Below are 12,259 nucleotides of genomic sequence, written 5' to 3'. Positions count from 1 at the left end.
CTTTCCTTGCTGGCGGAAGGGAATGAGGAAGCATAGATTGGGTGTTGTTCAAAAGTAGAACTTGTCTAGAACGAGGTCTGCGGCCGCCATCGGGGACGTCGGCTCTGCAGGCGCTTTCGCGAACTCCCTGGGGGACGGCATGGCGATCATCGACACCGAGGCGACGCTGCACGAGGCGCACCGCGACAACCACACGCACCGCGATGTCAACGGCGGCTGGCTGCGACCGGCCGTGTTCGGTGCGATGGACGGCCTGGTCTCCAACCTCGCGCTGATGACCGGCGTGGCCGGCGGCTCGGTCGGACAGCAGACCATCGTCATCACGGGCCTCGCGGGCCTCGCGGCCGGCGCCTTCTCCATGGCCGCCGGCGAGTACACCTCCGTCGCCTCCCAGCGCGAGCTCGTCGAGGCCGAACTGGATGTCGAGCGACGCGAGCTGCACAAGCACCCCAAGGACGAGGAGGCCGAACTCGCCGCCCTCTACGAGGCCCGGGGCGTCGAGCCGGAGCTCGCCGCCGAGGTGGCCCGGCAGCTGTCGCGGGACCCCGAGCAGGCGCTGGAGATCCACGCCCGCGAGGAACTGGGGATCGACCCCGGCGACCTCCCCTCCCCCACCGTGGCCGCGGTCTCGAGCTTCGGAGCCTTCGCGCTCGGCGCGCTGCTCCCCGTACTGCCGTACCTGCTCGGCGCGAGCACGCTGTGGCCCGCCGTGCTGCTGGCGCTGCTGGGGCTCTTCCTGTGTGGCGCGCTGGTCGCCAAGGTGACCGCGCGGACCTGGTGGTACAGCGGTCTGCGACAGCTCGCCCTCGGTGGCGCGGCAGCCGGCGTGACATACGCTCTGGGCACATGGTTCGGAACGGCCATAGGATGACCCGGCTCGGAACGGTCCGGCCCGGAACGGCCCCACACGGCTGCCCCGGACCGGGGCACCGGCCCGGCGCCCCGGCGCGGACGAGCGGCACCGACGCTTCGGCTCCGCTTCCGTACGAGGGACCGCGCAAGTAGCCGTTACTCGTTGGTTTCGAGCGCGTGACGACGGGGCATGAGCCGAAAGCGCCATGAGCGACGAGGCTCACGACGCAGCCGCGGGAGTGGGTGAAGAAGCCCGGCCCCGCCACCGGACCGACGGACATCGATCTGCCCGCCACGGTCCCCCAGCTTCTCCCCGTCAGGCGCGGAATCCCCGAAGCGACCTGCATGGTGTCCACATGACGGAACGGAAAATCCCGCTTACCGGGAACCGGGCCATCGTGTAATCTGCACGAAATTTTGCAGTCACGCAGAGGGCCAGCGTCGTCCCTCGGCACTTTGCACATGCCACATGACGACGACGGGAAGAGCCGATGCGTATGACGCGCCAGCCGTCCCAGCATCCCGCGCATGGCCAGAACTGGTCCTTCATGGATGCTCGCCCTGCTCCGCAGGGCATGTACGACCCCCGCGACGAGCACGACGCCTGCGGCGTCGGCTTCGTCGCCACCCTCACCGGCGAGGCGTCTCACACCCTGGTCGAGCAGGCACTCACCGTCCTGCGCAACCTGGAACACCGCGGTGCCACCGGCTCCGAGCCGGACTCCGGTGACGGCGCGGGCATCCTCTCCCAGGTCCCGGACGCCTTCTTCCGCGAGGTGGCCGGATTCGAACTGCCCGAGGCCGGCGCCTACGCCGTCGGCACCGCCTTCCTCCCCGTGGACGCCACCGACGAGGCCGTCGCCCGCATCGAGGAGATCGCCGCCGCCGAGGGCCTGACCGTCCTCGGCTGGCGCACGGTGCCCGTCGCGCCCGACCTGCTCGGCGCCACCGCCCGCTCCACGATGCCGGTCTTCCGCCAGATCTTCGTCACGGACCACACGTCCCAGGGCATCGACCTCGACCGCACGGTCTTCGTGCTGCGCAAGCGCGCCGAGCGCGAGGCGGGCGTCTACTTCCCGTCGCTGTCCGCGCGGACCATCGTCTACAAGGGCATGCTCACCACCGGTCAGCTCGAGCCCTTCTTCCCGGACCTGTCCGACCGCCGCTTCGGCTCCGCGCTCGCGCTGGTGCACTCCCGGTTCTCCACGAACACCTTCCCGTCGTGGCCCCTCGCGCACCCCTACCGCTTCGTCGCCCACAACGGTGAGATCAACACCGTCAAGGGCAACCGCAACTGGATGCGCGCCCGCGAGTCCCAGCTGGCCTCCGACCTGTTCGGCTCCGCCGACCGTGGGCACAGCGGCTCCGCCGACCGTGGGCACAGCGGCTCCGCCGACCGTGGGCACAGCGGCTCCGCCGACCGTGGGCACAGCGGCTCCGCCGACCGTGGGCACAGCGGCTCCGCCGGCCTCGAGCGGATCTTCCCCGTCTGCACCCCCGACGCCTCCGACTCGGCGTCCTTCGACGAGGTCCTCGAACTGCTGCACCTCGGCGGGCGCTCCCTGCCGCACTCGGTGCTCATGATGATCCCCGAGGCGTGGGAGAACCACGGCTCGATGGACCCCGCGCGCCGCGCCTTCTACCAGTACCACTCCACGATGATGGAGCCCTGGGACGGCCCCGCCTGCGTCACCTTCACCGACGGCACCCAGGTCGGCGCCGTACTCGACCGCAACGGCCTGCGCCCCGGCCGCTACTGGGTCACCGACGACGGCCTCGTCGTCCTCGGCTCCGAGGTCGGCGTCCTCGACATCGACCCCGCCAAGGTCGTCCGCAAGGGACGCCTGCAGCCCGGCCGCATGTTCCTCGTCGACACCGCCGAACACCGCATCATCGAGGACGACGAGATCAAGGCCCAGCTCGCCGCCGAGCACCCCTACGCCCAGTGGCTGGAAACCGGCGAGATCGAGCTGTCCGACCTGCCCGAGCGCGAGCACATCGTCCACACCCACGCCTCGGTCACCCGCCGCCAGCAGACCTTCGGCTACACCGAGGAGGAACTGCGCGTCCTGCTCGCCCCGATGGCCAAGTCCGGCACCGAGCCGATCGGCTCCATGGGCACCGACTCGCCGATCGCCGCCCTGTCGGAACGCCCCCGGCTCCTCTTCGACTACTTCACCCAGCTGTTCGCGCAGGTCACCAACCCGCCGCTGGACGCGATCCGCGAAGAGCTCGTCACCTCCCTGCGCAGCGCGCTCGGCCCCCAGGGCAACCTGCTCGAACCGAACGCCGCGTCCTGCCGCACCGTCGTCCTGCCCTTCCCCGTCATCGACAACGACGAGCTGGCCAAGCTCATCCACGTCAACGCCGACGGTGACCTGCCCGGGTTCAAGGCCGCCACCCTCTCCGGCCTCTACCGGGTCTCCGGCGGCGGCGACAGCCTCGCCGCCCGCATCGAGGAGATCTGCGCCGAGGCCGACGCCGCCATCGGCAACGGCGCCCGCCTGATCGTCCTGTCCGACCGGCACTCCGACGCCGAGCACGCGCCGATCCCGTCGCTGCTGCTCACCTCGGCCGTCCACCACCACCTCATCCGCACCAAGCAGCGCACCCAGGTGGGCCTCCTCGTCGAGGCCGGAGACGTCCGCGAGGTCCACCACGTGGCCCTCCTCATCGGGTTCGGTGCCGCCGCGGTCAACCCCTACCTGGCGATGGAGTCCGTCGAGGACCTCGTCCGCGCGGGCACCTTCCTGCCCGGCATCGAGTCCGAGAAGGCCATCCGCAACCTGATCCACGCCCTCGGCAAGGGCGTCCTGAAGGTCATGTCCAAGATGGGCATCTCCACCGTCGCCTCCTACCGAGGCGCCCAGGTCTTCGAGGCCGTCGGCCTCGACGCGGCCTTCGTCGAGAAGTACTTCCACGGCACCGCCACCAAGATCGGCGGCGTCGGCCTCGACGTCGTCGCCAAGGAGGTCGCCGCCCGCCACGCCAAGGCGTACCCCGCCACCGGCATCGCCCCCGCGCACCGCGCGCTCGACATCGGCGGCGAGTACCAGTGGCGCCGCGAGGGCGAACCGCACCTGTTCGACCCCGAGACGGTCTTCCGCCTCCAGCACTCCACGCGCTCCGGCCGCTACGACGTCTTCAAGCAGTACACCGGCCGCGTCAACGAGCAGTCCGAGCGCCTGATGACGCTCCGCGGGCTCTTCGGCCTCACCTCCGGCCGGGCCCCCGTCCCCCTCGACGAGGTCGAGCCGGTCTCCGAGATCGTCAAGCGCTTCTCCACCGGCGCCATGTCGTACGGCTCCATCTCCCAGGAGGCGCACGAGACCCTCGCCATCGCCATGAACCAGCTCGGCGGCAAGTCGAACACCGGCGAGGGCGGTGAGGACCCGGAGCGCCTGTACGACCCGGCCCGCCGCTCCGCCATCAAGCAGGTCGCCTCCGGCCGCTTCGGCGTGACCTCCGAATACCTGGTCAACGCGGACGACATCCAGATCAAGATGGCCCAGGGCGCCAAGCCCGGCGAGGGCGGCCAGCTGCCCGGCCCCAAGGTCTACCCGTGGATCGCCAGGACGCGTCACTCGACACCCGGTGTGGGCCTCATCTCCCCGCCGCCGCACCACGACATCTACTCCATCGAGGACCTCGCCCAGCTCATCCACGACCTGAAGAACGCCAACCCCGAGGCGCGCATCCACGTCAAGCTGGTCTCCGAGGTCGGCGTCGGCACCGTCGCCGCGGGCGTCTCCAAGGCCCACGCCGACGTCGTACTCATCTCCGGCCACGACGGCGGCACCGGCGCCTCCCCGCTGACCTCGCTCAAGCACGCCGGCGGACCCTGGGAGCTCGGCCTCGCCGAGACCCAGCAGACCCTGCTGCTCAACGGCCTGCGCGACCGCATCGTCGTCCAGACCGACGGCCAGCTCAAGACCGGCCGCGACGTGGTGATCGCCGCCCTCCTCGGAGCCGAGGAGTTCGGCTTCGCCACCGCCCCGCTGGTCGTCTCCGGCTGCGTCATGATGCGCGTCTGCCACCTGGACACCTGCCCGGTCGGCATCGCCACGCAGAACCCGGTCCTGCGCGACCGGTTCGCCGGCAAGGCCGAGCACGTCGTGAACTTCTTCCGGTTCATCGCCGAAGAGGTCCGCGAACTCCTCGCCGAACTCGGCTTCCGCTCCATCGAGGAGGCCGTCGGCCACGCCGAGGCCCTCGACGTCACCCGCGCGGTCACCCACTGGAAGGCACAGGGCCTCGACCTGGCCCCCCTCTTCCACGTGCCCGAACTGCCCGAGGGCGCCGCCCGCCACCACACCGTCCCCCAGGACCACGGCCTGGCGAAGGCCCTCGACAACGAGCTGATCAAGCTCGCCGCCGACGCACTCGCCGCCGACGGCGCGACCGAGGCCCAGCCCGTACGCGCCCAGGTCGCCATCCGCAACATCAACCGCACGGTCGGCACCATGCTCGGCCACGAGGTGACCAAGAAGTTCGGCGGCGCGGGCCTGCCCGACGACACCGTCGACATCACCTTCACCGGCTCCGCCGGCCAGTCCTTCGGCGCCTTCGTCCCGCGCGGCATCACGCTGCGCCTGGAGGGCGACGCCAACGACTACGTCGGCAAGGGCCTCTCCGGCGGCCGGATCGTCGTCCGCCCCGACCGGGGCGCCGACCACCTCGCCGAGTACAGCGTCATCGCGGGCAACACCCTCGCCTACGGCGCCACCGGCGGCGAGATGTTCCTGCGCGGCAAGGTCGGCGAACGGTTCTGCGTCCGCAACTCCGGCGCGCTGGTCGTCTCCGAGGGCGTCGGCGACCACGGCTGCGAGTACATGACCGGCGGTCACGCGGTCGTCCTCGGCGAGACCGGCCGCAACTTCGCGGCCGGCATGTCCGGCGGCACCGCCTACGTCATCGACCTCGACCGGGACAACGTCAACCCCGGCCACCTGGACGCCGTCCACGAACTCGACGACACCGACCGCGCCTGGCTGCACGACGTGGTGCGCCGGCACCAGGAGGAGACGGGCTCCACCGTCGCCGCCAAGCTGCTGGCCGAGTGGGACAGCCCCGACGGAGGCGCCGCCCGCTTCAGCAAGATCACCCCCAGCACGTACCAGGCAGTGCTCGCCGCCAAGGACGCCGCCGAGCGAGCCGGGCTCTCCGAGCCCGACACCCACCGGAAGATGATGGAGGCGGCGACCCATGGCTGATCCGAAGGGCTTTCTGAACCACGGCCGCGAGGTCGCCACCTCCCGCCCGGTCACCGAACGCGTCAAGGACTGGAACGAGGTCCACGTCCCCGGCTCGCTGCTGCCGATCATCAGCAAGCAGGCCGGCCGGTGCATGGACTGCGGCATCCCGTTCTGCCACAACGGCTGCCCGCTGGGCAACCTCATCCCCGAGTGGAACGACTACGCCTACCGCGAGGACTGGTCGGCGGCGAGCGAGCGCCTGCACGCCACCAACAACTTCCCGGAGTTCACCGGCCGCCTGTGCCCCGCACCGTGCGAGTCGGCATGCGTGCTCGGCATCAACCAGCCGCCGGTCACCATCAAGAACGTCGAGGTCTCCATCATCGACAAGGCGTGGGCGACCGGCGACGTCGCCCCGCAGATCCCCGAACGCCTGTCCGGCAAGACCGTCGCCGTCGTCGGCTCCGGCCCGGCCGGCCTCGCCGCCGCCCAGCAGCTGACCCGCGCCGGCCACACGGTCGCCGTCTACGAACGGGCCGACCGCATCGGCGGCCTCCTGCGCTACGGCATCCCCGAGTTCAAGATGGAGAAGCGGCACATCAACCGCCGTATCGAGCAGATGCGCGCGGAGGGCACCAAGTTCCGCACCGGCATCGAGATCGGCCGGGACATGCCGGCCACCGCACTGCGCAAGCGCTACGACGCCGTCGTCCTCGCCGTCGGCGCGACGACCGCGCGCGACCTGCCCGTGCCCGGCCGCGACCTCAAGGGCATCCACCAGGCCATGGAGTACCTGCCACTGGCCAACAAGGTGCAGGAGGGCGACTACGTCGCCCCGCCCATCTCGGCCGAGGGCAAGCACGTCGTCGTGATCGGCGGCGGCGACACCGGTGCCGACTGCGTGGGCACCGCCCACCGGCAGGGCGCCGCCTCCGTCACCCAGCTCGAGATCATGCCCCGCCCGAACGAGGACCGGGACACCCTCTCCCAGCCGTGGCCGACCTTCCCCATGCTCTACAAGGTCACCTCCGCGCACGAGGAGGGCGGCGAGCGGGTCTACTCCGTCTCCACCACCCACTTCGAGGGCGACGAGGACGGCACCGTGCAGTGGCTGCACCTGACCGAGGTCGAGTTCACCGACGGCAGGCTCACCCAGAAGCCCGGCACCGAGCGCAGGATCCCGGCCCAGCTGGTCACCCTCGCCATGGGCTTCACCGGTACCGACCGCGACAACGGACTGGTCGAGCAGTTCGGCCTGGAACTCGACGCACGCGGTAACATCGCCCGCGACGCCGACTTCCACACCAGCGTGCCCGGCGTCTTCGTCGCCGGAGACGCCGGGCGCGGCCAGTCGCTCATCGTGTGGGCGATCGCCGAGGGCCGCTCCGCGGCACGCGGCTGCGACCGCCGGCTCACCGGCGCGAGCGACCTGCCCGCACCGGTCCGCCCGACCGACCGCTCACTGATGGTGTGAGCGGACGCCCCGGAAAGCATCACGCGGTCCGGACCCCGCCGGTCAGGACCGGACACAACGGGACCTGAAGGTCCCCCACAGAGGTCCCGTACAACGGCGTACGGAACAAGAGGTGGCGCCTGCCCGCCAGTCCCCGACCGGACGAATCGGGCAGGCGCTGCCACATACGCTCACACCCTCAGGGAACGCGGAAGGTCTCCCCGTGCACCTGCCACGTCAGCGGCGTGGACAGCTCCAGGTTCCCCTCCCGCAGGAACCGGCGCTGGACGGTGTCGATCCGGGACGTGTCGGCATCCGGCTTCTTCGCCAGCACGGCCGCGCGGCGCACGTCGAGGAACGCCTCCAGGAACTCCTTCTCGCCACCGCCCTGACCCGGCGTCCTCGCCTTGCGCATGGCCTGCTCCCGCAGGCCGTAGAAGCCGTCGGGGCCGGTGTCGGGACCACGCCGGACCATCGCGTCGTAGTACACGAACTGGCCGAACGTGCCGAGGCCGTCGAGCTTGGCCACGCGCACCGCCGGATCGAAGTAGACCCGGTCGCGCTCGGCCTCCTGCGCCGCACGGAACTCCGGTGTCCTCGCCTCGGCCTGCCAGGCGGCCGGGAAGCCCGGGTCCAGGCCCTCGTGCGAGTCCGTACCGTCGACCTCGCGCAGCGCCGGCAGATACCCCGCCAGGCCGTTGTCCGGGTGCTTGCGCGTATAGCGTTCGACGAGGGTGAGCAGGTCGTGGGTGCCGGTGGTGAAGCCGACGATGCCGGCCGTGTAACCGTCGCCGTCCCCGGCGTCCTCGATGGAGCCGTAGGTCTCGCGCCAGCGCGGCGTCGCGTTCTCGGCGCTCGCCAGGATCTGCTGGGCGAGCTCCTTCTTCGCCGGGTCGGCCAGGCCCGCAGGCCGGCTCGCCACCAGCGCGTCGTCCTCGGCCGACTGCGACTCGGCGCGCTCCTTGGTCTGCTCACGCGCGTTAGGTGAGGCGGACACGGACGGTCCGTCGCCGGCGGCCGCGCCCTCGGGCCCCGCGGGCATCAGCATGTACACGGCCGTCGCCACCACGGGCACGGCCGCGAGCAGCAGGGCTGAACGTTTCACTGGGAAACTCCTCCACCGGTCAGTTCCGACACCTTGGCCACCGCCAGGACGACGAGCAGTGCGAGCAGCGCCAGACAAGCCCCCGCCTGCAGCAACGTCCGGCGCCTGCCCCTGGGCACGTACGCGAACGCCACCGCCACCGCACCGCCCGCCAGCAGCCCGCCCAGATGCCCCTCCCAGGACGTCACCACCGCGGAGATCACCAGCCACAGCAGCAGCCCGGCCATGAACCGGTTGACCGCTTGCATGTCGGCACCGATCCGACGGGCCACCACGTAGTACGCGGCACCCAGCCCGAAGATCGCCCCGGACGCGCCGACCACGGCTTCCTGCGGCGCCAGCAGCAGCACCAGCACCGAGCCGCCCAGCGCCGACAACAGGTACAGGGCGAGATAGTGGACACGGCCCAGCATCGGCTCGACGGCCCGGCCCAGGTTCCACAGCACCATCATGTTCATCACGATGTGCAGAAGTCCGAACGTGCCCTCGGTCGGCGGAAGATGCAGGAAGGCACCGGTCAGCAGCCGGTACCACTCCCCGTTCACCAGACCCTCCTGGCGGAACTCCCCGAAGTGCGCGCCCTCGACCCACACGTAGTGACCACCGTCCGGCCCGACCAGCCCCGCGCCCAGCATCGCGAACCGGTCCACGATCTCCGGCAGCGCCAGCTCCGCCAGATACACCAGCACGCTGACGGCGATCAGTACGTATGTCACCACCGGCACCGCCCGGACGTGACCGCCGACCACGGTGCGGGCCTGCCGTATCGACCGCATGCCCTCCTTCACGCAGTCGGGGCACTGGTGGCCCACGGCCGCCTCCCGCATGCAGTCCGGGCAGATGTACCGGTCGCAGCGCACGCAGCGGACATGGCACTCCACCTTGGGGTGACGGTAACAGGTGGTGACGGTGGCCTCGGAATCCACGAGCCGGCTCCTTGCGAGGGACAGGACGGACGAGCCGCTGAGGGCCGCGGCGAACAAAATAGCGAACGGCGGTGGAGGGTTGAGGAGGCGGGGTGCGCGTGCCGTACGCTCAGGACCGGTTTCGGTGACCGAACGACCGGTTTCGGTGACCGGGCAGCCGGTCCTGGTTACCGAGGGAGGAGTGCGCGTGGCCGCGATCAGCCTGACCAAGATCGAGGAGACCGCACCCAAGCTGGTCAGCCTGTACAAGACCGCAGGACACGCGCTGTCCGGACACGGACTGGACGGCCTGCGCGCCGCGGTCTACCTGGTGATCGACTACTCCGGCTCCATGAAGCCGTACTACAGGGACGGCAGCGTGCAGGCGCTCGCCGACCGGGTACTGGGCCTGTCCGCCCACCTCGACGACGACGGCATCGTGCCGATGGTGTTCTTCTCCACGGACATCGACGCCGTCACCGACATCGCCCTCGCCGACCACGAAGGGCGCGTCGAGCGGATCGCGGCCGGACTCGGGCACATGGGGAAAACCAGCTACCACCTGGCCATGGACGCCGTCATCGACCACTACCTCGACAGCGGATCGACCGAACCGGCCCTCGTCGTCTTCCAGACCGACGGCGGCCCCATCAACCGGCTCGCCGCGGAACGATACCTGTGCAAGGCGGCGAGGCTGCCACTGTTCTGGCAGTTCATCGGCTTCGGCGACCCCGGCAGCCGGCAGTTCGACTACCTGCGCAAGCTGGACGACCTGGCCGTACCGGACAAGAGGATCGTCGACAACGCGGGGTTCTTCCACGCGGGCGCAGACCCCCGCAAGGTGCCGGACACCGAGCTGTACGACCGGCTGCTGGACGAGTTCCCCAAGTGGCTCGTGGACGCGCGGGCGCGGGGCATCGTGCGGCCCTGGAAGACCGCTGAAGATCCTGCTCGGGCCGCCCGGTTCACGCCGGATTGCCAGTAAACGCCAATCGGCGTGAACCGGCGCAGGACGAGCGTGATGTCAAGATCTTCAGAACGCTTCCAGGACCCTTCGCACGGACAGGACAGAACCCGCAAGCCCGGCCCGATCCGAACGGGAGACGCCGCACCTCGCCTCCGACTTCGAAACGACGGCCCTGAACGACGGCCCTGAGGGCCCGGGGGCCCGGGAACGGAGCCCGGCAGGGGCCGCCGAACGCCCACCACCGATTCCCTGCCCCCACCCCGAACCCCCTACGTGTCGCACTCCAGCACCGTCCGGCACAACGCGCACCGCGCCCGCACCCGCCCCCGCACCGGGACCCTGATCCGCTGATGACACGTAGGACACGGGAACGACACCCGCAGCGGCTCCTCACGGCCACCACCCCGAGTGAAGCTGTACGGCACATCCGTCCGGGCCGACGGGAAGGAGAGAAGCCCGCGCTGCCCCTGGGCATGCCGACGCTCCCGTGCGTACCGCCGGCGCCCCGTCCAGCCGGCGGCCGCCAGCGGCGGCTGCCGTTCGTCGAGCCGGGCCAACTCCATCCCGCTCACATACGCGCTGTGAGCCTGCTCGCTGGTGAACCACACCGACGGGTCCTCACCGAACACCAGCGACCGCTTCGCCAGCACATAGCCGAACTCCTCCGGCGTGAGATACCCCAGCTTCTGCGACGACACCTCGTCCTGACGGAACGCGTCCAGCAGCAGCCACCCCGCCCCCAGATACGTCGCCGCCGTATCGGTCAGCAGCTCGTTGTCGCGCGTACCGGGAAACGACAACCCCAGACGATGCAGATAGACATGCATCACCTCGTGAGCCAGCGCCGCCCCTATATCCCGCCGATGCGTCCGGAACCGGTCGTTCAGCTCCACGAAGTACTCAGGACCCGCCGCCAGCTCGACATGCGCCGCATACTTCATATCGCGAAAACTGACGATCAACCGCGCATCCGGCAACCGATAGTGCCGCACCATCTCCCGCGCCACCCGCTGCGCCCCCATATGAAGATCATCCGTATCGCGGAACGCCACATCGACAGGCGCCACACTCACCGAGAACGCCTGCACCGTGTCGTACGACAAACGCCGGTACAGCGCGGTCACAGCCGACCGCACCGTCTCCAGATGCGGAAAGCCCCGCTCCACCGCCCCATCACTCGTCACGCCTCACCCCCCCAAGACGCCCCACAACCGGTTCCACTGTACGAGCCCACCCCACCACCTGTTCCCGACCGCGGACACCCGGCACCCCGCCACCGCCCCGTAGGCTGACTTCCCATGACCACCAGCAGCACCGGTACCGGTGACGTCGACCCCGCGGTCCGTGAGGAACTCGCCAGGCTGCGCGACAGCATCGACAACATCGACGCGGCCGTCGTCCACATGCTCGCCGAACGCTTCAAATGCACCCAGCAGGTCGGCCGCCTCAAAGCCGAACACCGGCTGCCCCCCGCCGACCCGGCCCGCGAAGCCCGCCAGATCACCCGGCTGCGCACCCTCGCCGAGAACGCCAGACTCGACCCGGCCTTCGCCGAGAAGTTCCTGAACTTCATCATCGCCGAGGTCATCCGCCACCACGAACACATCGCCGACGGCACCACCGAGAGCCCCACCGGCGCTCCCACCGGCACCCCCACACCCACCACGGACTGATCCCCCCGCCCCCTCCGGGGGGCACGGACACCCACGACCGGCACCACACCCCACCGGCACCGCCCCCACGCGACGGCACGCACACCCCGCACCCCACACACAGGGGCGC

At 70.4% G+C, this 12,259-nt stretch carries 8 protein-coding genes; 5 read left to right on the top strand and 3 right to left on the bottom strand.

Going from position 1 to position 12,259, the window contains the following annotated elements:
- Positions 1–139: 139 nt before the first annotated feature.
- The 3 genes from V4Y04_RS08375 to V4Y04_RS08365 all read left to right on the top strand — a co-directional run bounded on the left by V4Y04_RS08375 (position 140) and on the right by V4Y04_RS08365 (position 7,521).
- On the top strand, positions 140–871 hold the full coding sequence (locus V4Y04_RS08375) for a VIT1/CCC1 transporter family protein (RefSeq protein ID WP_332426716.1): 732 nt from the start codon (positions 140–142) through the stop codon (positions 869–871).
- A gap of 472 nt (positions 872–1,343) precedes the next feature.
- Positions 1,344–6,065: a glutamate synthase large subunit gene (gene gltB / locus V4Y04_RS08370; RefSeq protein WP_332426715.1), complete on the top strand. Its 4,722-nt coding sequence runs from the start codon at positions 1,344–1,346 to the stop codon at positions 6,063–6,065.
- Positions 6,058–7,521: a glutamate synthase subunit beta gene (locus V4Y04_RS08365; RefSeq protein WP_332426713.1), complete on the top strand. Its 1,464-nt coding sequence runs from the start codon at positions 6,058–6,060 to the stop codon at positions 7,519–7,521. Before gltB ends, V4Y04_RS08365 begins: the two co-directional genes overlap by 8 nt.
- A gap of 178 nt (positions 7,522–7,699) precedes the next feature.
- Here the strand turns inward: V4Y04_RS08365 and V4Y04_RS08360 are convergent, their stop codons facing one another.
- Complete coding sequence (locus V4Y04_RS08360; RefSeq protein WP_332426712.1) at positions 7,700–8,605, bottom strand: chitosanase; 906 nt, start codon at positions 8,603–8,605, stop codon at positions 7,700–7,702.
- Positions 8,602–9,531 (bottom strand): rhomboid family intramembrane serine protease, encoded by a 930-nt coding sequence (locus V4Y04_RS08355; RefSeq protein WP_332426711.1) that lies wholly within the window; start codon positions 9,529–9,531, stop codon positions 8,602–8,604. The genes V4Y04_RS08360 and V4Y04_RS08355 overlap by 4 nt, the downstream gene beginning before the upstream one ends.
- 187 nt (positions 9,532–9,718) lie before the next feature.
- Here V4Y04_RS08355 and V4Y04_RS08350 point away from each other — a divergent pair, with 187 nt between their 5' ends.
- Entirely contained in the window at positions 9,719–10,495 is a 777-nt protein-coding gene (locus V4Y04_RS08350) for a vWA domain-containing protein (RefSeq protein WP_332426710.1), read from the top strand.
- Between the two features lie 251 nt (positions 10,496–10,746).
- Here V4Y04_RS08350 and V4Y04_RS08345 read toward each other — a convergent pair whose 3' ends face one another.
- On the bottom strand, positions 10,747–11,661 hold the full coding sequence (locus V4Y04_RS08345; RefSeq protein ID WP_332426708.1) for a hypothetical protein: 915 nt from the start codon (positions 11,659–11,661) through the stop codon (positions 10,747–10,749).
- 114 nt (positions 11,662–11,775) lie between these two features.
- Here V4Y04_RS08345 and V4Y04_RS08340 point away from each other — a divergent pair, with 114 nt between their 5' ends.
- Positions 11,776–12,150 carry a chorismate mutase gene (locus V4Y04_RS08340; RefSeq protein ID WP_332426707.1) on the top strand — a complete coding sequence of 125 codons (375 nt, stop codon included), beginning with the start codon at positions 11,776–11,778 and terminating at the stop codon, positions 12,148–12,150.
- Positions 12,151–12,259 lie beyond the last annotated feature (109 nt).

It is taken from the genome of Streptomyces sp. P9-A2, assembly GCF_036634175.1.
GTDB classification, from domain to species: domain Bacteria; phylum Actinomycetota; class Actinomycetes; order Streptomycetales; family Streptomycetaceae; genus Streptomyces; species Streptomyces pratens.
This window is presented reverse-complemented; position numbering and strand designations above follow the sequence as displayed.